The 21,986-nt window shown below is 63.5% G+C and carries 20 protein-coding genes; 8 read left to right on the top strand and 12 right to left on the bottom strand.

From position 1 onward, the window contains the following. The first annotated feature begins 370 nt into the window (after positions 1 to 370). Positions 371 to 1,150 carry a DUF1989 domain-containing protein gene (locus tag OSH05_RS03445; RefSeq protein ID WP_104217564.1) on the top strand — a complete coding sequence of 260 codons (780 nt, stop codon included), beginning with the start codon at positions 371 to 373 and terminating at the stop codon, positions 1,148 to 1,150. Between the two features lie 28 nt (positions 1,151 to 1,178). Here the strand turns inward: OSH05_RS03445 and OSH05_RS03440 are convergent, their stop codons facing one another. Further along, positions 1,179 to 1,856, bottom strand: coding sequence for a GntR family transcriptional regulator (locus OSH05_RS03440; protein WP_104217565.1), 678 nt, complete (start codon positions 1,854 to 1,856; stop codon positions 1,179 to 1,181). Positions 1,857 to 2,426: 570 nt separating this feature from the next. Between OSH05_RS03440 and OSH05_RS03435 the strand changes: the two genes are divergently transcribed. The 6 genes from OSH05_RS03435 to OSH05_RS03410 are packed head-to-tail and all read left to right on the top strand — an operon-like array spanning position 2,427 to position 9,067. Further along, positions 2,427 to 4,007, top strand: a complete 1,581-nt coding sequence (locus OSH05_RS03435; protein WP_104217566.1) for an ABC transporter substrate-binding protein — start codon at positions 2,427 to 2,429, stop codon at positions 4,005 to 4,007. Positions 4,008 to 4,025: 18 nt separating this feature from the next. Beyond that, entirely contained in the window at positions 4,026 to 5,078 is a 1,053-nt protein-coding gene (locus OSH05_RS03430; RefSeq protein WP_104217567.1) for an ABC transporter permease, read from the top strand. Further along, entirely contained in the window at positions 5,075 to 5,956 is an 882-nt protein-coding gene (locus tag OSH05_RS03425; protein ID WP_207778689.1) for an ABC transporter permease, read from the top strand. The genes OSH05_RS03430 and OSH05_RS03425 overlap by 4 nt, the downstream gene beginning before the upstream one ends. Then, positions 5,956 to 6,945 (top strand): ABC transporter ATP-binding protein, encoded by a 990-nt coding sequence (locus tag OSH05_RS03420; RefSeq protein ID WP_323181352.1) that lies wholly within the window; start codon positions 5,956 to 5,958, stop codon positions 6,943 to 6,945. The genes OSH05_RS03425 and OSH05_RS03420 overlap by 1 nt, the downstream gene beginning before the upstream one ends. After that, the gene (locus OSH05_RS03415; RefSeq protein ID WP_104217568.1) at positions 6,942 to 7,889 is read left to right on the top strand and encodes an oligopeptide/dipeptide ABC transporter ATP-binding protein; all 948 of its coding nucleotides are present in this window, start codon (positions 6,942 to 6,944) and stop codon (positions 7,887 to 7,889) included. Before OSH05_RS03420 ends, OSH05_RS03415 begins: the two co-directional genes overlap by 4 nt. A gap of 29 nt (positions 7,890 to 7,918) precedes the next feature. Then, the gene (locus tag OSH05_RS03410; RefSeq protein WP_104217569.1) at positions 7,919 to 9,067 is read left to right on the top strand and encodes a M24 family metallopeptidase; all 1,149 of its coding nucleotides are present in this window, start codon (positions 7,919 to 7,921) and stop codon (positions 9,065 to 9,067) included. A 105-nt stretch (positions 9,068 to 9,172) separates the two neighbouring features. Here the strand turns inward: OSH05_RS03410 and OSH05_RS03405 are convergent, their stop codons facing one another. From OSH05_RS03405 to OSH05_RS03365, 9 genes are all read right to left on the bottom strand, one after another. Beyond that, positions 9,173 to 9,493 carry a hypothetical protein gene (locus tag OSH05_RS03405; RefSeq protein WP_104217570.1) on the bottom strand — a complete coding sequence of 107 codons (321 nt, stop codon included), beginning with the start codon at positions 9,491 to 9,493 and terminating at the stop codon, positions 9,173 to 9,175. A gap of 114 nt (positions 9,494 to 9,607) precedes the next feature. Further along, positions 9,608 to 10,738: a cobaltochelatase CobT-related protein gene (locus OSH05_RS03400; protein WP_104217571.1), complete on the bottom strand. Its 1,131-nt coding sequence runs from the start codon at positions 10,736 to 10,738 to the stop codon at positions 9,608 to 9,610. Between the two features lie 139 nt (positions 10,739 to 10,877). Then, on the bottom strand, positions 10,878 to 11,510 hold the full coding sequence (locus OSH05_RS03395; RefSeq protein ID WP_104217572.1) for a dimethylsulfonioproprionate lyase family protein: 633 nt from the start codon (positions 11,508 to 11,510) through the stop codon (positions 10,878 to 10,880). 27 nt (positions 11,511 to 11,537) lie between these two features. Beyond that, on the bottom strand, positions 11,538 to 12,878 hold the full coding sequence (locus OSH05_RS03390; protein ID WP_104217573.1) for an LLM class flavin-dependent oxidoreductase: 1,341 nt from the start codon (positions 12,876 to 12,878) through the stop codon (positions 11,538 to 11,540). A gap of 82 nt (positions 12,879 to 12,960) precedes the next feature. Next, positions 12,961 to 13,827 (bottom strand): ABC transporter ATP-binding protein, encoded by an 867-nt coding sequence (locus tag OSH05_RS03385; protein ID WP_104217574.1) that lies wholly within the window; start codon positions 13,825 to 13,827, stop codon positions 12,961 to 12,963. Next, positions 13,824 to 14,729: an ABC transporter ATP-binding protein gene (locus OSH05_RS03380; protein ID WP_104217575.1), complete on the bottom strand. Its 906-nt coding sequence runs from the start codon at positions 14,727 to 14,729 to the stop codon at positions 13,824 to 13,826. The genes OSH05_RS03385 and OSH05_RS03380 overlap by 4 nt, the downstream gene beginning before the upstream one ends. Further along, on the bottom strand, positions 14,726 to 15,616 hold the full coding sequence (locus OSH05_RS03375; protein ID WP_104217576.1) for an ABC transporter permease: 891 nt from the start codon (positions 15,614 to 15,616) through the stop codon (positions 14,726 to 14,728). The genes OSH05_RS03380 and OSH05_RS03375 overlap by 4 nt, the downstream gene beginning before the upstream one ends. Next, positions 15,613 to 16,593: an ABC transporter permease gene (locus tag OSH05_RS03370; protein WP_165801464.1), complete on the bottom strand. Its 981-nt coding sequence runs from the start codon at positions 16,591 to 16,593 to the stop codon at positions 15,613 to 15,615. Before OSH05_RS03370 ends, OSH05_RS03375 begins: the two co-directional genes overlap by 4 nt. 10 nt (positions 16,594 to 16,603) lie before the next feature. Beyond that, positions 16,604 to 18,175, bottom strand: coding sequence for an ABC transporter substrate-binding protein (locus OSH05_RS03365; protein WP_165801465.1), 1,572 nt, complete (start codon positions 18,173 to 18,175; stop codon positions 16,604 to 16,606). A 232-nt stretch (positions 18,176 to 18,407) separates the two neighbouring features. Here OSH05_RS03365 and OSH05_RS03360 point away from each other — a divergent pair, with 232 nt between their 5' ends. Beyond that, positions 18,408 to 18,788, top strand: coding sequence for a hypothetical protein (locus OSH05_RS03360; protein WP_207778690.1), 381 nt, complete (start codon positions 18,408 to 18,410; stop codon positions 18,786 to 18,788). Positions 18,789 to 18,918: 130 nt separating this feature from the next. Here OSH05_RS03360 and OSH05_RS03355 read toward each other — a convergent pair whose 3' ends face one another. Further along, the gene (locus OSH05_RS03355; protein ID WP_104217579.1) at positions 18,919 to 20,610 is read right to left on the bottom strand and encodes a mechanosensitive ion channel family protein; all 1,692 of its coding nucleotides are present in this window, start codon (positions 20,608 to 20,610) and stop codon (positions 18,919 to 18,921) included. Between the two features lie 309 nt (positions 20,611 to 20,919). Then, positions 20,920 to 21,651, bottom strand: coding sequence for an outer membrane protein (locus OSH05_RS03350; protein ID WP_104217580.1), 732 nt, complete (start codon positions 21,649 to 21,651; stop codon positions 20,920 to 20,922). Positions 21,652 to 21,986: the final 335 nt, after the last annotated feature.

The raw sequence follows: 21,986 nt of genomic DNA, 5'->3' as shown, positions 1-21,986 counted from the left end.
AGTCCGGCGCCACGACTGCTAGCGCGATTGTCTTTGACCGCTACAGAACACAGTCGGTATACAATGACAATGCAATCGGAATGCCAAATGGCGGCAGTGCCTGGCTCGAAGCCTGCGCGGCCCGGTGGGCGGAGAGAGACAACTACATGATAATGAAGGACTATCGTTCGGAGTCGGTCTTCAGCTTGTCCGTCGCAATGCCGATATCGATCCGAAAGCCGGTGGCTTATTCGATTACCGCCATCGCCTTGTGGCGATATCCAAGGCAGAGTGTGCACCAGATGACGCCAATTCAGGCACGCCGCTCGCCACCACCACCAGGACCAGCCAGCGCCGCCGTTGGCGTTCCGGCCAACAGGGAATTCCGACCATGAAAGCCGAGTGGTATGTTCCGCGTCCGCCCTTTCCGAAGGCGTTCTTCGACGCCTTGCACGAGCATCGGGGAACCTTCGAACGTGACCGGAAATTCACCATCACCGTCGAAGAGAAGGCCAGCGCCTTTGTCGTCAAGCGTGGCCAGACGTTCCGGATCATCTGCGAGGCAGGTCCGCAGATCGCCGATCTGTGCATCTGGAATGCGCATGACACCAGCGAGCGCTTTGCCAACGAATATACCCTGACGCGCGAGGGCATCTGGCTCGCGCGCGACATGCGTCTATGGAGCAGCCTGCCGCATCTGCGCCCGATGATGACGGTGATCGAGGACACCGTCGTCAACAAGCCGATCCATCCGGGCGCGCGGCATCACTACCTGTTCGGCGCCCATTGCAATCCGCATGTCTGGTACTGGGTCACGGGCGACCGCAACCACCCGCTCGTGACGCATGACAATTGCTACTGCAATCTGACGCGGGCGATCCAGCCCTATGGGCTTCAGGCCCGGGACCTGCATGACAACGTCAATCTGTTCATGAAATGCTTCGTCGACAGCGATAGCGGCCTGCATCCCTGGGAGATCACCGACGTCAAGCAGGGCGACTATGTCGAGTTCTATGCCGAGATGGACTGTCTCGTGGCCGTCTCGATCTGCCCGAGCGCATCCGGGCGCTACACCTATGCGGAGCAACTGGAGCCGACACGCCCGCTCGGCATCGAGATCTTCAACACCGGGCGGTTCTTGCCCGACTATGTCGATCCGCTCCAGCCATAGGCCGCGAAGAAGGCCGACTGCCGGACACTCAGGACACTGCTTTCACCGCGAATCGCACCAGCGATCGGATATGGGTGGCAACCGCCTTGCGCGTCGCCTTGGCATCGCGCGCCGCCAGCGCGTCGAGGATGGCCTCATGCTCGCGCGAATCGGGCCCGAGCCGATCCGCCAGACGCTCGATCTCAAAGAGTTGCGTCGTCACGCGCAGCGACACCAGCGTTTGCGCCATCACATCGTTGGCGCAGTTCCGGATAAAAAGGCTGTGCACAAGATCATCGGCCCGCCAATGCTCGATCTTGTCGTAAGGGACAGTCAGCTCGACTTTGCGGGCCTCGGCGCGGACGGCCTCGATCGCCTCGGCGCCGATGCGCGGGATCGCCAGCGCCGCCGCTTCCGGCTCGAGCACCTCGCGTACCTTGAGGCTTTGCAGATATTCCCTCAGTTCGACCCGGCGCACTTCGTAGGAGCGGCCAGGATGCTTCTTCAGCAGCTCCTCGCCTTCGAGCCGCTGCAATGCCTCGCGCAGCGGCGTTCGGGACACGCCAAGTCGTTCGGCGAGATGCTGTTCGACGATCGGATCGCCGCTTCGGAGTTCCCGCTCGCGAATCATTCGCGATATCGCCTGGTAGGCATGCTGGGCGAGGTTGCGCGTGGCCGGCGGTGCGTCGCCATCCCCTTGAGCCGGCTTCTCGTTCCTGAGCGACATACAGGTCGAATCCAAAGATAGGGACGACGACTCGCGGCGCATGGCACCACGCTCGCTACAAGCGAATATATCAGCCGTCTTCATAGACGCTATCGGAAATCCGACGGACACAAGCGGGCTTTCCGAACTCGAAACATCTCCCGGTTGTGGCGCCTCTCCGAACGGCGTCGAATGAGGCCCATGATTTACAAGGATAATTCTGTGTGCCTGAAGCTGCGGCGGTCACTGGTGACAAATTCGGCTTGCGGATAGTCTGCTTTTGCCGTGTTCTTCCATTGTGTACAGCTGGGATTGTTCAGCGGCCTTGCCGGACGGCAGCCCGGCGCTGCCGATCCTGCGCTGGGAGAATTCGCACCCGCCAGAAAACAGCATAAGCAGGTCCGGTGGTTGCCACAATCAAGGATAGCCGCAGTTCGAGCTGCGACGGCTATCGGGGGAATACGGAGCCAGAGCTTGGAACCGTCGGCTCGATCCAATGTCGGGGGACAGGCAGCCAATGGCTGTTGTTGAATTCGCGACCGTGCTCATAATCGGGCAACCGTGCACATAATCAACAAAGAGAGGGAAGCGATGATCATCACGAGACGAATGTTGGGTGTCCTGCCGCTGGCCATGGCCGCGGCCATGGCATCGACCGCCGGCGTCTGGGCCCAGGAGACGGCGACGCTGGTCGTGGACACAGCTTTCCAGCTGAAGACGGCCGACCCCGCGCGCGAATTCGAGCCGACCGCCAATCTGGTGCTGCACCCGGTCTATGAGACGCTGGTCACCTTCACGGGCACCGACCTGACCAAGGTCGTCCCGTCGCTCTCGGCGCTGCCGGTCGTCACGCCCGACGCAAAGAGCTTCACCTTCGCGCTCAACCCGGCCGCCAAGTTTAGCGACGGGTCGCCGGTCACGGTCGACGACGTGATCTTCTCGCTCAACCGCGTGAAAAACGTAAAGGGCAGCCCTTCCTTCCTGCTCGACGGCGTCACGATTGCGAAGGGTGCCAAGGACGGCGAAATCGTGCTGACGACCGAGGCGCCCGATCCCGGACTGCCGTTCAAGCTCGCCAATCCGGCGGTGGGCATCGTCAATGCCAAGGTGGTCAAGGCGAACCAGGGCTCCGCCGACGAAGGGGCCGACAAGACGGACCGCGCCGACAGCTTCCTCGCCACGACATCGGCCGGTTCGGGTCCCTATGTGCTCGAGAAATTCGACATGGCCGCCGAGGTCGTGCTGAAGAAGAACGACGCCTATTGGGGCGAGAAGCCGAAATACGACCAGATCGTCGTGCGCAATGTCGAGACCAGCGCGCAGCAGATGAACGTCATGCGTGGCGACAGCCAGATCGCGCTCGACCTGCGCCCCGACCAGCTCGACGCTATCAAGGATGCCGCCTACACGATCTCGGTCCCCAGCGCCGACGTCGTGTTCATGTTCACCAACGCGAATGCCGAGGTCTCATCCGTCGCGGCCAATCCGGATTTCCAGACCGCGGTTCGGCTCGCCATCGACTATGATGGCATCCTCAACATAGCGGGCGAGGGCGCGGTTCGGCCGGGCTCGATTATCCCGACCATGTTCGCGGGTTCGCTGCCGACCTCGGAAGGGCCCAAGCGCGATGTCGAGGGCGCCAAGGCCGCGCTCGCCAAGAGCGGCATCAAAGATCCGACCATCGAGCTTACCTACGTCTCGGATATCACGAAGAACGGCGTTTCCTTCGCCGATGTCGCCGCCAAGATGCAGGCTGATCTGAAGGAAGTCGGCATCACCGCCACCTTGAAGCCGTCACCGGTCTCCACTTTCCTCGACGACTACCGCGCCGGCACGCTGCCCTTCACCATCGTCTGGTGGGGCCCGGACTTCCCCGATCCGAGCGACTATCTCCTGTTCGGACCCGGCGAAAAGGTCGGTCTGCGCGCTGGCTGGAAGGCCGGCTCGTCGCCCGAGATCACCGAAATCGCCAAGAAGGCCGCGGTCGAGATCGACCAGACGACGCGCACCAAGCTCTATGACGAATGGCAGAAGAAGCTGAATGCCGAGGGCCCGTTCACCGGCCTGTTCCAGCCCGCTTTCTCGATGGCGAGTTCCAAGACGCTCGAGCCGGTTGAATACAATGCGATGTGGACGATCGATCTGACGGCGATCTCGCCCGCCAAGAAGTAACGGATCTTCGGTCCGGCAATGACAATCTTGCGCTCCGCCTGGTACGCGTTGCCGAACCTCGTCCGCTTTCTGGTGCGCCGGCTGCTGGTCGGCGCACTCCTGTGCCTCGGCATCACCTTCGTCTCCTTCGCGCTGACGCAGGTGGTGCCCGGCGACCCGGTCTCGGCCAATCTCGGCGACCGCGCCGCCAGCGATCCCGAGATCGTCGCCGCCTTCCGCGCCCGCTACGGGCTGGATAAGCCCATTCCCCAGCAATATCTGCTGTATGTGGAGCGGCTCTTTCACGGCGATCTCGGGGAATCGCAGCAGACCCACCGTCCGGTCACGACGGATCTGGCGCAATATCTGCCAGCGACGATCGAACTCGCCACGGCGGCCATGATCCTCGCCCTCGTCCTCGGTGTCTCGCTCGGGGTCGTGGCGGCGGTGTCGCGAGATCGCTGGCCGGACCAGATCATCCGCGTCGTCTCGCTCGCGGGCGTGTCCATCCCGACCTTCTGGCTGGCGCTCGTCACCTTCTATATTTTCTTCTTCAAGCTCGGCATCGCGCCGGGGGTTGGACGACTCAATCCGGGTGGCAAGGCGCCGCCGTCCATAACCAACATGTTCACCATCGACGCGCTGCTGACAGGACAATGGGGAACGCTCGGCACGGCGCTCAGCCATATCGTGCTGCCGGCAACCGTGCTCGCGATCTACACGATCGGTTCGATCACGCGGTTCACGCGGGCGGCCATGCTCGAATCCCTCAGCCAGGACTATGTCCGCGCTGCCCGCGCCAAAGGGTTGCCGGAGCGCACCGTTATTCTGCGCCATGCGCTGCGACCGGCGCTCGCGGCGATCGTTACCGTCGCCGGCATGGCCTTCGGGCGCATGCTGTCGGGCACGGTGCTGGTCGAATCCGTGTTCTCCTGGCCCGGCATCGGCCAATATGCCTACAAGAGCGCACTGGCGCTGGACCTGCGGGCCATCATGGGCGTCAGCCTCGCCGTCGCCGTCATCTATATCCTCGTCAACATGGCGGTGGATATCGTCTACGCCCTGATCGACCCGAGGATCCGGCTGGGATGAGCGACGTCGGCACCCCCATATTCCCGCCCGTTCCGACGCCGCGCCGTCGCTGGATGCGCCGTTCGGTCTGGACGCAGCCGCTCGGCCTCATCGGCGCCGCCCTGCTGGTCGCGATCGTGCTGATGGCGATCTTCGCGCCATGGCTGACAGCGCAGGGGCCGATCGACCAGGGCGCGAAGCGGTTCCTGGCGCCGTCGGCGGAACACTGGTTCGGAACCGACCAGCTCGGCCGCGACGTCTTCGCCCGCGTCATCTATGGCGCCCGCGTATCGCTGCCCTATGCGCTGCAATTGGTGGTGATGGCGAGCGTCATCGGCACGCTGCTCGGCGCCATCGCCGGCTATTTCGGCGGCTGGATCGACGGCGTCATCATGCGCGCCGCCGACCTGGTGATGGCGTTCCCGGACATCATCCTCGCCATGGCCGTCGTGGCGGCGCTCGGGCCCGGCCTGTTCAACGCGGTGCTGGCCGTGGTGGTGGTGAGCTGGCCGATCTATGCCCGCGTCGTGCGCTCCATGCTGCTCACCATCCGCGACGAACCCTACGTCCAGTCGAGCCGGCTGCTTGGCGTTTCGGCGATGCGCGCGCTCTGGGTTGATGTTCGGCCCAATGTGGTCGGTCCGCTTGTCGTTCTTTCGGCGCTGGAGTTCGGCCACGCGGTGCTGATCCTGGCCGGGCTTTCCTTCCTCGGTCTCGGCGCCCAGCCGCCGGCGCCCGAATGGGGCTCGATGGTCTCGGACGGCTCTAAATATTTCGACAAATGGTGGCTCTCCGTTTTCCCCGGCCTCGCCATCCTGCTGGTCGTGCTCGCTGCGAACTTCCTTGGCGATACACTGCGCGACGCGCTCGATCCGCGAACGGCGAAGGCGTTTCGTTGATGATGGACAGCGCGCCTCTCCTTGCCGTCAAGGGCCTGACCATCGCTCTGCCCACCGCCGAGGGGGGCCGGGCGTTTGCGGTCCGCGGTGTCGATCTTTCGATCGGTGAGGGCGAGATCGTCGGGCTCGCGGGCGAAAGCGGCAGCGGCAAGACATTGTCGGCGCTCGCCGTGCTGGGGCTGCTGCCGGCCGGCGCTTCGATCGGCGGCCAGATCCGGTTCGACGGCCGTGACCTCACGGCCGAAGGCGGGCAGGGCGCCGCGGCGGTGCGCGGGCGCGATGTCGCGATGGTATTCCAGGATCCGATGACGGCGTTGCATCCCATGCTGTCGGTTGGCCGCCAGATGACGGAGCATCTCGTCTTCCATCGCCGCATCGGCCAGGCGGAAGCTGACGCGACCGCGGTCGCGATGCTGGAGCGGGTGCGCATTCCCAATCCGCGCGCGGCGATGAAGCGCTATCCGCACCAGTTCTCCGGCGGCATGCGCCAGCGCATCGCCATTGCCTCGGCGCTGGCCGCCGGTCCGAAGCTCCTGATCGCCGACGAGCCGACCACGGCGCTCGACGTCACCGTGCAGGCCGGCATCCTGCGGCTGATCGAGAGCCTCCGGCGCGAGCTGAAGCTCTCCGTTCTCTTGATCACGCATGATCTCGGCGTCATGTCGGCGCTGGCTGATCGCGTCTATGTCCTCTATGCCGGCCGCGTCGTGGAGCGCGGATCGCGCGCCGACGTGCTGGCCCGGCCGCGCCACCCCTATACGCGCGGCCTGCTCGACGCGCTGCCGCATGGCAGTCCGGCGGATCATCCGCTGAGCGCTTTGCCCGGCGCCCCGCCCGCGATCGGTCGCTTTCCGTCCGGCTGCGCATTCCACCCGCGTTGCGGCTTCGCGCAGGATGTCTGCCGCGCCGATATTCCCGATCTGCTCGATGTCGGCGCCGGCTCCGCCATTGCCTGTCCCGTCGATCCGCTCGCGGCGGTGCCGGCATGAGCCTGCTCACCGTCCGCGATCTCGTCGTGCGCTATCGCGGCCATTCCGGTGTGCCGGTCACGGCGGTCGCCGGCTGCGATATCGATGTCGAGCAAGGCCAGATCGTCGCGCTCGTCGGTGAATCGGGTTGCGGCAAATCCTCGCTCGGCAAGGCGGCCGTGGGCCTGATCCATCCGGCTGGCGGCACGGTCAGCTTCGATGGCGAGCCGGTGGTTCCGCTCGGCCGCCGCGCCCGCCCGCTCGCGCAGCGGCGATTGCAGATGGTGTTCCAGGACCCGTTCTCCTCGCTCAATCCGCGCCGCAGCATCGGCGATCTCATCGCCGATGGCATCCGCGTCGCGGCGGGCCATGGCGGCCGCCTTCGCACGGTCGGCGAATGCCTGGAGCGGGTCGGCCTTTCGGCTGGCATCGCCGATCGCTTCCCGCATCAGTTTTCCGGCGGGCAGCGCCAGCGCATCGCCATTGCGCGTGCGCTCGCCGCCGAGCCGCGCTGCATCGTCGCCGACGAGCCGATCTCGGCGCTCGACGCTTCGGCGCAGGCCTCGATCGCCAATCTGCTCGTCGATCTCGTCGCGGAACTGCAGGTCGGCCTGCTCTTCATTTCGCATGACCTTTCGATCGTGCGCCGCATCGCCGACGTGACGACGGTCATGTATCTCGGCAAGATCGTCGAGACGGCGCCGAGCGAGCCGCTCTGGCAGCAGCCGGCCCATCCCTATTCGGCCGGTTTGATCGGCGCCATCACCGAGCCCGACGGCGAGGGACGGCTTCCGGACGATCTGCCCGGCGACGTGCCCGATCCCGCTGCCCCGCCGGCCGGCTGCCGCTTTCATCCGCGCTGCCCGGTCGCGATCGAACGTTGCGCCGTCGAGGAACCGTTACGTCGTCCGCTCGGGCATGGCCGAACGGCTGCCTGCCATCTCGCCGGGGCCTTTGCCCCCTGAATACCAAGCCGCTATCCGAGGAAACGGACATGACCAAGTACCAGCAGCGCATGCAGCGCTTTCAGAGCCTGATCGCCGACGCCGCCGACCTCGTCTTCTTCCATATCGGCACCGATCTCGACTATCTGGCCGGCATCCATCGCGATATCCCGAACTATGGCCGCGTCCTGCATCCGGGCGCCTGGCTGGAGGGCGCCTGGCTCTCCGCCGAGCAGGCGCCGATCCTCACCCTGCCGCGTATGACCGCGGAACTGGGCGGCAAGGGTGGCATCGAGGGCTTCGAAATCCGTGTCCTTGGGGATTGGGATGACCCGGCTGCGATGGCGAAGGGCATCATCGCGCAGATGAAGCTGCCACCTTCGCCGCGCATCGCGGTCAGCGAAAACGCCGAGGCGGAATCGCTGATCCAGATCCAGCATTTGATCCCCGATGCGCGCTTCGTCTCGGCCACGGCTTTGCTCCGCAAGCTGCGCGTCATCAAGGATGCCGAAGAGATCGCGACCATGCGCGCTGCGGGCGTCATCACGGAAGCCGCGCTCACCGACGCCATCGCGACGTTCAAGCTCGGCATGACCGAACTCGATGTCGTCTCGGAGCTGGACTACCAGATGAAGCGGCACGGCTCGCTCGGCCCGTCCTTCACCACCTCGCTCTATAATACCGGCCCAAGCCATCCGATGGTGCTGGGCCAGCCGCTGAAGACCTGGCCGCGCAAGCTGAACCCGCCGGTCTCCGTGCTGCTCGACTTCGGCGCCGTGCATGACGGCATGTGCTATGACTACGGCCGCACCGTATCCTTCGGCGCGCCGAGTGCCGAGCAGATCAAGGTCCATCGTCTCATCATGGATTCGCAGGCCGCCGGCATCGCCGCCCTGAGGGCAGGGCAGGCTACCTGCGCGGCGGTCGACAAGGCGGCGCGCGACGTCATCGCGAGCGCCAGCTACGACAAGGCGTTCCGCCACCGCCTCGGCCATTCCATCGGCTCCGACGTGCACGAGCCACCCTTCCTGACCAAGGGCAGCGATACAGTGGTCCAGGAAGGTATGATCTTCACCGTGGAGCCGAGCATCCTGCAGGACGGCAGTTTCAGCGCCCGCGTCGAGGATTGCATCGTCGTCCGGCCGGAGGGGGGCGAGAAGCTGACCAACGGCTTCCAGGACCTGCTCGTCGTCGAGTGAGGATCAGAGCATTGGACCGAAAAGTGGAATCCGGTTTTCGGAAATCCGATGCGAAAACAAAATGATAGATCGCCACCTCTGCGTCCGGAAGGACGCATGGCGATCTTAGTGGGTTTGCCCGGGAGCGCTGTCCGACGGACGGGCGGCCTCTCGGCGGCGATGCACGGCGGCGCCCAGCGCCGCCACCCAGGTGCGGGCCGGCTTGAAATCCGGCTCCGCCACGCCGCCTTCGAGCTCCGCGATCAGAGCATCGATCTTCTGCCGGGCGACGGTCAGCGTCTCACGATCGAAGCGGTCGGTGCCGGGCTCGGCTTCCAGTGCCACCGCGATGCCATCGAGCGCCGCCCGCCAGGCTTCCGGGTCGGCGAAGGTGATGTGCTGGTGCAGCGCATGATGCAGCGCGCCCAATTGCTCGAGTAGATCCATTCTTCGACCTTTCGCTTCGACCGCTCTCAGGCTTGGGGCCTGTTCATTGGGGATTGGTATGTGATTCAGGCGAAAAGGGGACACCAAAATCCGAGGAAGGGAACTTCGACGGTGTCAGGAAATGGACCAAGGTCCGATGAGAGGCTCAGGTTTCGGATCATTAATCAAGATCGCAGCCAGTAGACCGAACAGCCCGTCGCCGAGATCGTCCAAGGTCTTAACCTTTGCAATCAAAGGAAAAACGCTCTCCCAATCGTCGCCGATTTGCAGTTGAGCTACTACACGGGTCTCACCCAGCTGAGTTACCACTTCCCGCAAATGGTCCATCAGATAGTGCAAACCGTTCGCGGAGAGCGTTGAATCATCAACGGGCGCGCCGTCGGAAATGAGTACGATAGCGTTCCGCGGGCAACCATAGGAGTCTTGCCGAGACGCAGCCCAAAGCAGCGCCTCTCCGTCCACGTTTTCCTTGAGCAGGTTGGTATCGAGCATATGAACCAACGACTGCAGTCCCGTTATCGGCGCGCGGCGTCGATCCGGCGTCAGGTAGACGATATGGAGCAGGTCGCAGAGCCGTCCCGGCCGCCATCGTTTGCCGGACCATCGCCACAGCCGCCGGGACCATCCGCCCCGCCAGGATCGCGTCGTGAATCCAAGAATTTCGACGCTGACCCCAAGGTGAGCCAAGAAAGCCTGCGCAACATCGACGGCCGTTGCCGCGAGCAGCATGCGCTGGCCCCGCATGGATCCCGAATGGTCGACGAGCAGAGTGATATGCGTACCGTTCAACCGCTCCGCCGAGGTGGCCGAAATGATCTTCGCGGCGTACTCGAGACCCAGCAGCTCCCACGCAATTCGCCTCTCGACGGTTCGCTCGGCAAATGTCTGCCAGGCACGGCGAGTGGTGTTGGATACGGGAAGCGTTTTAGCATCCACTACCCGATCGAACCGGCGCGTGAAAACTCGATAGTCGCTCAAAGAAAAAGGCCCCTGTCCAATCCACCCTGAGTTCAATCGCTGGTCGGCAAGATCGCGAAACAGCGCAACACAGGCGCCGATTTCAGGGCGGTTGCTGCAACATCGTTGTCGCCTATCTTCCTCGAGATGACGCATTAAGCATGCAACGGCTTCAGCTTGGATCGCAAGGGATCCTCTTTTGAAGAGGCGCGTCGATCCCATGTCGTGCCCCAACTCACGCGGAGTCGATGCGCGTTGATCGAGCCCGGCAGAAATCAGCCAAGCCAAGCTGCCGCGAATCCAAGCTGCCGCGAATCCACGAAATGATCAGACCTGATCGTGAGGGTCACCAATCACTAAGGTACTGATTTCTTGCCGAGTGGGTATCGCCAGGAGGATCGGCATCGATCTCGACTTCGCGAGAGGGCTATTCGATGAACCGGGACGGCGTGACGATGTCCCCGCTCCAGGTGAACAGCGCCAGCAGCGGCTCGTGCCCCGTCCTCATGGCATGCGGCAGATCGGAGGGGTGCAGGATCAGCGTTCCGGGCGGCTGCGCGGCAATGGTGCTGCCCGCCGTCCATTCCGCCGTGCCTGACAGCACAAGATAGAGTTCCACGGCCGGGTGGATGTGCAGCGGATAATAGGTGTGCGGCGCGATGAGGGTGAGCCCCGCTACGATCCCAGATGCGGGAAGGAGGCTCGATTTGCCGAGGATATCGGCGAAGCCGATTGCATCACTGAGCGTCGGGCGGCGGGGATCGGGCGCATAGCCGAAGGTCCAGCGTAGTTCGTCCGCCAGGATGGCGATCGTGCCGGCGAGTTCCCTCTCCGGCCCTGACCGTGCAGCGGAGAGGGCCGGAGCTAGCCAGTCGGCCGCCGCGGGAGCGAACCGATCGGCGCCGTGCGAGCCGCGCGACGCGGGCGTATCCTCCGCAGGCAAGGCGCCCAGTATAGTCGCGACTGCGGCGGCCAGCTCCGCCGGAGAGCCGGCGCGGCTGGCGAGGCTATGCTTGAGTTGAGCCACGAAGCGCTCGGAAGCGTACTGGAACTCGCTCATGGTCTTCCTTCGAGCCTTTGGAGTGATTTAGCGGGCTGGTCTTGCGTATCGGATCGGCGGGTGCGGGAGTCCGAGATTGGCGCGCAGCGTCGTGGCGGCATAGCCGCGCTGCACGAGCCCGCGCCGCTGCAGTTCGGGCACGACACCGTTGGCGAATGCCTCGAAACCGCCCGGCAGGTGCGCGGGCGCGATGTTGTAGCCGTCGCAGGCCCCCGCCTGGTACCAGTCTTCGAGCTGGTCGGCGACCTCGGACGGAGCGCCATAGACGAGGCGGTGCCCGCTGGTAAGCGCGATCGAGCGATAGAGATCGCGCAGCGTCTTGCCCTCGCGCCGGGCCTTTTCCAGTACGACCTGCTGGCGCCCCTTGGGGCCCTCGGTTGGCGGGAGCGGCGGCAGCGGATCGTCCAGGCTGAAGCCCGAGAGGTCGGTATCGCCGATCAGGCCTGACAGGAAGGCAAGGCCAGCCGATGGCGGAAGAAGCTTGTCGAGCGCCGCGATCTGGTCCTCGGCCTCGCTCCGGCTTCCGGCAACCACGGTCACGGCGCCGGGCATGATGCTGAGATGGTCTGCCGAGCGGCCAAAGCGCATGACGCGCGCCTTGACGTCGTCATAGAAGGCCTTGGCCGGGGCGAGTTCCGATTGGGCGGTGAACAGTACCTCCCCGGTCTCGGCGGCCAGTTCCCGCCCGGCCTCCGACAGTCCCGCCTGCACCATGACGGGATGACCCTGCACCGGACGTGGCAGATTCAGGGGACCCTTCACTTGGAAATTGGGTCCGCGATGGTCGAGCGCGCGGACCTTTGCGGGATCGAAGGCGATGCCGCTCTCCGGATCGAACCGGTAGGCGTCGTCCTCATAGCCATCCCAGAGACCGGTAACGACCTCGACGAATTCCCGCGCCCGGACATATCGATCGCCATGACGGGGATGCTGGTCCAGCGAGAAATTTCCGGCCTCGGCGGCGGACGCCGATGTCACGAGGTTCCAGCCCGCCCGGCCGGCGCTGATATGGTCGAGCGAGGCGAAGCGCCGGGCGAGGCTGAACGGATCATTATAGGTCGTGCTGGCCGTGCCCACGAGGCCGATGCGGTTCGTCACCATCGCCAGCGCCGACAGGATCGTCAGCGGCTCGAACTTGGCGCCCCAACTTGTCTGCGATACGGCTTCGAGATCAGGATCCCAGATCGCGTTCGTGTCGGCCAGGAAGAAGAAGTCAAAGCAGGCCGCCTCCGCCGCCCTCGCCACATCGACATGATGCTGGAGATTGATGCCGCCATCGGGGATCGCGCCGGGAAAGCGCCATCCGGCGACGTGATAGCCGGACGGATAGAAAGAGAGGCCAAGCTTCAGGCGGCGATATGGGGTCATCGGATTCGGACAGTGGTTTTGGAACAGAAAGGCGAAATCGGCCGGCTGTCGGTGGCCGGCTAAAGCTGGAAGGCGGAATGGATCATGTTGGCGCCCCCGACGTTTCGATTGGATCCACGCCGGAGGGCGATGCATCTGGCGGGATGTCCCATGCCCCGATGCGCGGGACTGCCTCAATGAGGCTGGCCGTATAGGGATGGCGCGGCCGCTGGTAGAGTTCGGGGATTTGGGTGTTCTCGCAGAGCTTGCCGCGGAGAAAGACCACCGCGCGGTCCGCGAACCATCGCGTCAGCGCGAGATCATGGGTGATGAAAAGGATCGAAACGCTCGTGCGGGCCTGAATGTCCTTTAACAGCGCCAGCAGCGATGCCTGGACGGAGACGTCCAGGGCGGAAGTGATCTCGTCGCAGATGAGCAGGACTGGCTCGGCAGCGAGGGCTCTTGCAACGGCGACGCGCTGTCGCTCGCCGCCGCTCAGTTCCGAGGGATATCGATCGGCATAGTGCGCGGGCAGAAGGACGTCGGCGAGGAGCGCCTCGATGCGGTCCCTGAGTGCCGCTCCGCGCAGACCGAAGAAGCGCTGCAGTGGACGCCCGAGGATTGTCGCGATCCTGTGGCGCGGATTGAGCGAGCCGTCTGGATTCTGGAAAACGATCTGGATCTGGCGGAGGCTGTCCGACGATCGCTCCGCCACTGTCGGGCCAAGTTCGGCGCCGTGAAATACAATCCGTCCGGCGCTGGCTGGCAGCAATCCGGCAAGAATGCGAGCCAGCGTCGACTTGCCGCTGCCGCTCTCGCCGATGACCGCCAGCGTTTCGCCGGGGGCAATGTCGAAGGTCACTGCGTCGAGCGCCAGACTAGCCGAATGGCGGCTGCGATAGCTGTAGGAGACATCCTGAAGCGCCAGCAGCGGTGGACCGGCGGCATGGATTGGGGCCGGAACCATCATCCGATCGCCTCCCGCAGGTGAAGGGGTGCCCAACCTGTCGCCAGTGACGGAGATTTGTCCTCGCCCGTTGCGCGAGAAACCCTTGGTGACTCGCTGGGCCGGTCCAGTTGCGGCATCGCTCGGATCAGCGTCCTTGTGTATTCATGGCGCGGCGCCCCGAAGATCGCGGCTGCGGAACCGGTTTCGACGATCCGTCCCGCGTTGATTACGATGATCCGCTCGCAAAGCTCGGCCACGGTGGCCAGGTCATGCGAAACGAAGATCATCGCGACGCCATGCTCGCGGCAGAGTCGGCGCAGCAGGCCGGTTATGGAGCGCCGGAGGATCGGATCGAGCCCCGTCGTCGGTTCGTCGAGGACGAGCAGCTCGGGCCTGCAACTGACCGCGAGGGCAAGGGCGATGCGCTGCTGTTGCCCGCCGCTGAATTCGTGCGGATAGCGGCTGAGTGCGGCTTCTCCCTGGCCGAGCTCGACCTCCCGGAGCAAGTCCAGCGTAACCTTGCGTGCCGCTGACTTATCGAGGTTCGGCTGATGCCGCCGCAAGGTTTCGGCGAACAGCGCGCCGATGCGCAGGGTCGGCGTCAGCGATGCCCCGCAATTCTGCGGCACGAATGCGATCTGCGAGCCGCGAAGACTGTGAACCACGCGCCTTGATGCGGCGAATAAATCGATGCCCTTGAAGGTCACCTGGCCGGATGCGATGCGGCGATCGTCGCGACGCTCGCCCAGAAGCAGCGCGGCGAGCGTCGACTTGCCGCTCCCTGATTCCCCGACAAGTCCGATGAACTCTCCCGCCGCGAGTTGGAGGTCGATGTCGTGCAGAACGGGTCGCCAGTCGCGGCCCCGCCGGTAATCGGCGCCAAGCGAATGGATCTGCAAAAGCGTTTCATGTGAGCCGCTCATGCTGCCGATCCCCGGCTTGCGGGCGTGCCGAAGCTCTGCAGCAGAGCATCGGTCAGGAGGTTGACGCTGGTCACGAGGATGGCAATGCCGAGCGCCGGCGCCGCCACCGGCCAGATCGCCGAATCAAGCGACGAGCGCCCTTCATTGATCATCAACCCCCAATCGGGCGATGGCGGCGCAGTGCCGAAGCCGAGAAAGCCGAGGCCGCTGATGAAGAGAACCGCAAAGCCGGTGCGGATCGAGAACTCGACCAGTAGCGTCCCGTAGACGTTCGGCAGAAGCTCGCGGACGCCGATCGAGAGTGCGCCCTCGCCCCGCGCACGCGCCACCTCGATGAAATCCTCGGCCACAAAGGCGAGGGTCGCGGCCCGGATCACGCGGGCAACGTTTGGGACGGAGAGAACGCCGACGGTCAGGATCACCGTCAGGCGATCCGAGCCGGCCATGCCGACGACCAGGAGGGCGATGATGATCGAGGGGATGCTCATGATGATCTCGAGCGACCGCATCGCGACTTCATCGACGAGGCCGCCACGAAACCCAAGCAAGATGCCGATCAGGCCGCCGAGTACGGTCGAGATGGCAGCCGCGCCGGCCGCCGTAGACAGCACCGTCCCCCCGCCAAAGACGAACCGGCTCCAGACGTCGCGGCCGAGGTTGTCCGTCCCGAGCCACAGCTCCGCCGATGGTGCTTCGAGCGGGCCGGAAACGAAGACGTCAGTCGGCGAATTAGGGGTGAGGAGTGGCGCCGCTGCCGCCAGCGCGACATAGGCCAGCAGGATGCCGAGGCCGAGATAGCCTGTCCAAGGCAGATTTCCATTCCAAAGCCCGCCGGCCTTGCGTGGATTCGCCGGCGGATGGGTCGACGCGTCGGTCAGCGAGGTCATTGGAGCGTCGTCCGGAGCTTCGGGTTCACCAGGATGGTGACGATGTCCGCTATGAGGTTCACCGCGATATAGGCCCCCGACAGGGCAATGGCTGCTCCCTGAACCATCGGCACGTCATGATTGCTGATCGACTCGACGAGGAGGCGGCCGAGACCGGGATAATTGAAGACGGCCTCGACGACGACGATTCCGCCGATGAGCCATCCCGCGTTCAGCGCGATCGCATTGATCGCCGGGCCGATGGCGCTGGGCAAGGCATGGCGGAGCAGAACCCGGCTGCGCGGTAAACCCCGGAGCGTTGCCGAGCGCACGAAATCCGACTGCATGGTCTCGATCATCGACGTTCGCGTCTGCCGGACGACATAGGCCGTCATAACGAAATTCAGCGTGAGGACAGGAAGCGTCAGCAGGAGTGCGAACTGGCCGGCCGATTGGGCCTGATCGATCAGTGCCAGCGGCGGAAACCAGTTCCAGGCGGTTGACAGCCAGGCGACAAGGCCGATGCCGACCACGAATTCAGGGATCGACATGCCCAGCAGCACCGTGACCGACACGAGTGTATCGACCCCGCCATCTCGTTTCGAGGCGGCGCTGACGAGACCAAGGCCGATGCTGAGCGGAATATGGACGGCAAGCGCCGCGGCGGCCAGCAGCAGGGTGTTCGCCAGAAAGACGCCAACATAGGGCAGCACAGGCCGCTCCGCCGCAAGCGACATGCCGAAGTCGCCTCGTGGCAGTCCGGCGAGCCAATGGAGATAGCGCGTCAGAGCCGGGTCGTAGAGATGCAGCCGTACCCGCAAGGCCTCGAGCGCCTCGGGCGTTGCGTCGCGGCCCAATATGCGCTGCGCGGCGTCGCCAGGTAGCCACTCGATCGCCCAGAACACGATCGTTGCGACGACGAACAGTGACAGGACTGCAAAGATCAGCCGTCTCGCAATGAGACGGCTGATGGGGCCCGGAGGAAGCAAAAGAGACACGGGCTTAACGTCAGGTTTGGATGGAAACGTCGGAGAAGTCGTGCGTGATCTTCTGCGGGTGGACCTTGTATCCGTGGACATTGGCGCGCGTGGCGCCCACCGTATCGGCATAGATCAGGATGAGAGCGCCACCATCGTCCTGGATCACCCGCTGGGCCTTCCGATAGAGTTCGGTGCGCTTGGATTCGTCCAGCGTCTTGCGGGCTTCGAAGACGAGTTCGTCGAACTCCTTGTTGTGCCAATGGGTTTCGTTCCAGGCGGCCGTTGACAGGAATTCGAGCGAAAGGGCCTCGTCGGCCGATCGGGCATTCCATCCGGTCGCGACGAAGGGCTTCTTGAGCCAGATGTTGCTCCAATAGTCGGCTGCGGGCGCCTGAATGATATTGACGCGGATATCGGCAACGGCGGCTTGGGCCTTGAACAGCGTCGCGATCTGAATGAGGCCGACATCGGCGGCCGATGTGTAGAGGTCGATATCGATGCCATTGGGGTGTCCCGCCTCGGCCAGAAGCTTTTTGGCGGCGGCGATGTCCGGCTTGAAAGGTGCCTCGGGCAGGCCGTAGGTCTGCCATGGCGGAACGGGCGTGTCATAGGCGACGCTGCCTCGATCGCCGACGATGGCCTTCAGATATTGCTCGCGATTGACCACCAGTTTGAGCGCCTTGCGCACGCGGACATCGTCGAAGGGTGGCGTATCGGTGAAGGCGGCGAGACCGTGCCAGAACGAGGTCCTGGCCGACTGGACCTTGACGTCCGGACTGCTCTCCAGGCGTTGCAGGCCGAGTGCCGGTAGCTCTGTGACGATGTCGACCTGGTTGGCGAGCAGCGCGGCGATGCGCGAGGAGGGCTCGGCGATCGCCCGGAGCTCAACGCGGTCGACATGGGGCTTGCCCGGCTGCCAGTAGTGCTCGTTGCGAAGGAAAATCGTCGGCTCTTCGCCGGGCACGAATTTCTCGACCTTGAAGGGGCCGGTGCCGATGCCCGCCGTGCGCAGTTCCTCGGAGGTCTGGCCGGCGCGAACTATATAGGTAAAGCGATTGGCGATCAGCAGCGGGAATTCGACGACGGGCGCATGCAGCGTGAATTCGACGGTGTGGTCGTCGACCGCGCGGATACCGTTCGGGTCGATCTGACCGAGGATCGCTGCGGCTGCCGAAGCCGTCTTCGGATCGATGAGGCGCTGGAAGGTGTAGACGACATCCTTGGCCGTGAACGGCGTCCCGTCCTGGAATTTCACGTCGGGGCGGAGGGCGAAGGTCCAGACCTGGCCCGTCGCATCCGGCTTCCAGCTGAGCGCCAGCTGCGGTTGCGGGGCGAAGGCCTCGTCTGGAACGACCAGGCGTTCATAGACGAGGCTCGCCCTTGCGGCGTCGTTGTCGTTGTTGCCATAGGCTGGATCGAGCGTACCCTTCACGCCGTCCGTTTCGCCGGTAGCAACGCGCAGCGTTTTGACGTCCGAAGCGAGAGCGCTGCCTGGCGATCCAAGGATCGCAGCGCCGCCCAGCGCCGCAGCTCCACCAAGGGCGGCAGCGCCGAGCAGAACCTCACGGCGTGACGCCGAAAAACCGCGACTAGCAACCATTATCAACTTCCAAATTGTTGCGGGTGACTGGCTCAGGCCTCCGTTGATGGCCCGGCAGATGTCGAAGGCTTCCATGATGAATCTTTTAATTCAATAGAATTTATAGACTTTTCAAAGTGGTGTTTTGGGTTTTCTGGTTCGGTGCGACGCCGATGATTGGCGTAATTTTCGTCGTGCTCGGACGTGTCCGGAACTAAACTCAGACACGCGGCGCTGCGCGTTCGAGCCGATCTTGCTCGAACCGGGAAGGGGAGAGGCGGCGGCGATTGTTGGGCTGCCGAGATGGTGCGCCACGGTCGGCGCCTGCGACGGTTCGGACCCTGCCGATAATGTTACCGTTTCTTCGGTCGCGACGGCGCCGTCAGCTGTCTTTGCAGGATTTGGCAGGCCGCCCTTGCATCGAGGCGGCGATGGACCGGCCATGAATGTCGCCGAAGTTCAGTCCGTTTCCAGCAGTGCCAGGTCTTCCGTTCCGCTTATGTCGCGCATTTCGGCAAGGGTTGCGCTTGTCCAATACGACGGCTATCGCCTTCCGAACCTCAAGCATGACATGGCGGACGCGGCAGGTTTCTTCGATATTGTTGTGGCTGGGTGGATCGCTTCTGTCGTCTGAGTCCGATTGCGAACGTCGGCCAACAGAGTCTCCTTCCATGCACGCGAAGAGGCTGCGCCATTAATGGGCCCCATCAGAAATCTCAGCGCATGATTCTGCCGACGCTGGTAAATTGGACATATCCTTCGAGCTACCAAGAGATCGATGTCGCTCCGCCCGATCCAGCAAAACCCGCATCGACGTGCTGGACGATTTCCTCGATGCTGAGAAGAACCTCCTCCCGGGCCGCCAGGAAGGCGTGTTCGTCCTCGCAGCGCAAATAGGCAAAGACCTCGATATCTTTGGAGTGAGCGCCATAGCCGACGAAGCGGACATAGGAGGAATCGGGCACAACCAGAGGATTGGCCGACAGGAGATCGCGGATCTGGGTGAGCAGGAGCCGCATCTGCTCAGGAGTGGTCCCATGGCGGATATGCAGCACGGTCTGCAAAAGGCGCGTACTGCGCGCCGTGAAATTGTCGAGATGCATTTGAGAGAATTCGCTGTTGGGAACGGTTACCAGGCTCTGCTCCAGCGTGCGAATGCGCGTGGAGCGTAGCCCGATCTGCTCGACCGTGCCGATATCGTCTCCGTAGCGGCAGAAGTCGCCGACCCGCACGGGCCGGTCGGCAAAAAGCGTCAGCCCGCCGATTATGTTTTCCAGCGTAGGTCGGACCGCCAGCGCGATGGCTAGCCCGCCCGCGCCGAGACCTGCCACCAGCGGCGCGATCGGAATGCCGATCCTGCTGGCCGCAGCAGCGACGAGAAGGATCATGATGACAAGGCTGATAAGCCGGAACACCATCCTTGTCATCGCCGCGTCGAGGTGAGGGTTTCCGTCGGCTCCGGCCCTCAGCCCGCCGATGGCGTCGGCGAGCCTGTTCGACAGCAAGAATACGAACCAGGCGAGGCCCACCGCCTGAACGGCGAGGACCATCAGGCTAATGATCTCCATAGGCAGTTCGAGAAGCCCGACGACTTTCTCGGCGAGGTTTTCGAACAACTCGGCCAGGGCGACAACGAGGATTAACGCGACCGGCGTTGCGAAGCGAAGCCATGGGCTGGCTGCCAGTCGTTTGCTGTCCCAATTGATTCCAGCCAGCACGATGAGGGAGACGAGCGGCAAGCCCACCGCCACCAACATCGCAAGGGCGATCCACTGCCAGATGGCATGGCCGGCGGCGACGAATTTCGCCCATGCGGGCAGGGTGTCGCGGAAACGCTCGGGCACCCAGTCGCCAGGACTCGACAACACATCCTCATAGATGCCGACGAGAGCGTTGGGCCGGTAGGGCACGTCCTTGGCGAGATCATAGTAGGTGCGAAGCGCCGCGACCGTTTCCTTCGAGAACAGATATTCGCCGGCGCGCGGCCCGTTGGTCATCCTCTCGATCTCGAGTCGGGTATTGGGGACCACCCAGCGCGTGAGCTCGTCGTCCTTGCCGGCCGCGAGATCGGCGTCGCCGGGAATCTCCTCCAAAGGCGGGAGTGCGACCCGGTCCAGCACCTCGCTCAGGAGGGCCATGTCGATGAGCGTCGCGGCATCGTAGCCGAGGGCGGGAATCTCGCTGAAGTCGATGGTATCGCGGGCGCGCGCCAGCGCCCGGTCGATCACGTCACGGCTCTTGCCGCTCCGCCAGGCTTCAGCACTGTTGCGGAAGTCCCGAAGAAAGGTCGTCAAGGTGTCGCGCGGACTGGACGTGTCAGCAGCGCGCAGCGGGAAAGATTCGTCGATCGCGCCAGGCGGAATAGCCTCGGCCAAAGCGGCTGATGTGCTGCCAAGAACCAGGACCCACAGAATCAACGCGCGGCAGAACAGTCTCAGGCACTTCAAGCCGGTCAAATTGTCTTCCGATCTGAGGGCCTAGAGGTCGCTTCTAAATCTGGCAAGAGTCGGCTTCCAAATGGTTCCGGCCGGTCAAGAACATCGAGCTGGAGGCATCATGTGGACCCGGTCACTCGCGAGCATAGCTGCGGAGACTTTGGATACTAGACTGATTTGATGGACGCAGAGTGGGGGGATTGCGTCGCCGGCCGTCTCGATACCTTTGCCCCAGGCGAAGGCTCAAATTCATTCAGAGATGAAGAATTGCGCAATAGTTTGGTCAACCGTAACGGTGTGGAGCGCGATAGTCAGCTTCCAGAATAAGGCTCAGAACTTGTAACTCAGGCCGACGGTGGCAACTGTCTGGTCAAACCCAGCGTCCACGGGCCCGAGTGGTGTCTGATACGTCATGGAGTTGAAGTCGCTGTAGCGCATTTCAAATCGACCGAGCAAATTCGGGGTCAGTGCATACTCGACACCACCGCCGGCCGTCCAACCGACATGAATATTGCTATCGGTGACGCCATTGAAAGCGAGGTCTGCATCGGCGAACGCAACACCGCCAGTTGCAAAGAACATGAACCTGTCGACCGCGTAACCTGCTCGCAGCCTGACGGAACCTTCCCAATTGGTGTTCAACTCAAGTGTCCCGAGAGACCCGACCGCTCCGAAAGCATGACTTCCGTTGAGGTTGGCGTAGTCAAAATCACCTTCGACGCCGAACATGAACCGTTGCTGCAGCATATAATTGTAGCCGATATGCGCGCCACCGACGAAACCATTGAGATTGAAGCTATCCGCGCTCTGACCTAAGCCTAAGCCCAAGCCGCTTCCGATCGTGCACGGGCCGTTCTCGCTCTGGGAGCAATTATCGGTCTCCTTGCCCCAGCCCCAGCCAGCGTGCAAGCCGGCATAGCCACCGCTCCAGTCGAACGGAACCTGGTAAGGAACCGCGGCAGGTGCGGGCGCAGGTATGGAAACATCGAGATCAGCGGCAGAGGCCGATTTCGCCAAAAAGACTAAAGTCAATGCGGTGGTCGCTAGAAGAAGCGTTCTCATCTGAATCGACCTTTAGCTACTTGGGCCATTGATATCGACCGCTGTCGGCCAATGCGAGCAAACCAATAAGCACACGAATAGCTACAGGAATTGGCCACGCATAGTCAAAGCCGAGTTGGAGGGTGGCACGACAGCCGGTTCGTTTTTAGAGAATCGTGACGGAAGCGCCACAAAACGACAGTGTCGAGCTAAGATATCCGGCGACCTTGGCGACATCTGCCCATCGCCAAGTTCGCTCTGACGGTTGGAGTTGACTATTCGGTATCGTCCAAGGTGATATCTTACGCGGCGCTTACGGCTTGGTGCAGCGACGGGGGACGTCGCGGCTGGAACGT

The sequence above is a fragment of the Kaistia algarum genome (assembly GCF_026343945.1).
In the GTDB taxonomy this organism is placed as follows: domain Bacteria; phylum Pseudomonadota; class Alphaproteobacteria; order Rhizobiales; family Kaistiaceae; genus Kaistia; species Kaistia algarum.
The sequence above is the reverse complement of the archived record's forward strand: the minus strand, read 5'-3'. Positions and strand labels throughout refer to the sequence as shown.

Coding starts and splice junctions, on each gene's coding strand:
- OSH05_RS03405 (WP_104217570.1), bottom strand. CDS start 9,493: ATGGATCTACTCGAGCAATTGGGCGCGCTGCATCATGCGCTGCACCAG.
- OSH05_RS03385 (WP_104217574.1), bottom strand. CDS start 13,827: ATGATGGTTCCGGCCCCAATCCATGCCGCCGGTCCACCGCTGCTGGCG.
- OSH05_RS03435 (WP_104217566.1), top strand. CDS start 2,427: ATGATCATCACGAGACGAATGTTGGGTGTCCTGCCGCTGGCCATGGCC.
- OSH05_RS03375 (WP_104217576.1), bottom strand. CDS start 15,616: ATGACCTCGCTGACCGACGCGTCGACCCATCCGCCGGCGAATCCACGC.
- OSH05_RS03410 (WP_104217569.1), top strand. CDS start 7,919: ATGACCAAGTACCAGCAGCGCATGCAGCGCTTTCAGAGCCTGATCGCC.
- OSH05_RS03365 (WP_165801465.1), bottom strand. CDS start 18,175: ATGGTTGCTAGTCGCGGTTTTTCGGCGTCACGCCGTGAGGTTCTGCTC.
- OSH05_RS03445 (WP_104217564.1), top strand. CDS start 371: ATGAAAGCCGAGTGGTATGTTCCGCGTCCGCCCTTTCCGAAGGCGTTC.
- OSH05_RS03430 (WP_104217567.1), top strand. CDS start 4,026: ATGACAATCTTGCGCTCCGCCTGGTACGCGTTGCCGAACCTCGTCCGC.
- OSH05_RS03395 (WP_104217572.1), bottom strand. CDS start 11,510: ATGAGCGAGTTCCAGTACGCTTCCGAGCGCTTCGTGGCTCAACTCAAG.
- OSH05_RS03380 (WP_104217575.1), bottom strand. CDS start 14,729: ATGAGCGGCTCACATGAAACGCTTTTGCAGATCCATTCGCTTGGCGCC.
- OSH05_RS03415 (WP_104217568.1), top strand. CDS start 6,942: ATGAGCCTGCTCACCGTCCGCGATCTCGTCGTGCGCTATCGCGGCCAT.
- OSH05_RS03420 (WP_323181352.1), top strand. CDS start 5,956: ATGATGGACAGCGCGCCTCTCCTTGCCGTCAAGGGCCTGACCATCGCT.
- OSH05_RS03350 (WP_104217580.1), bottom strand. CDS start 21,651: ATGAGAACGCTTCTTCTAGCGACCACCGCATTGACTTTAGTCTTTTTG.
- OSH05_RS03390 (WP_104217573.1), bottom strand. CDS start 12,878: ATGACCCCATATCGCCGCCTGAAGCTTGGCCTCTCTTTCTATCCGTCC.
- OSH05_RS03440 (WP_104217565.1), bottom strand. CDS start 1,856: ATGTCGCTCAGGAACGAGAAGCCGGCTCAAGGGGATGGCGACGCACCG.
- OSH05_RS03425 (WP_207778689.1), top strand. CDS start 5,075: ATGAGCGACGTCGGCACCCCCATATTCCCGCCCGTTCCGACGCCGCGC.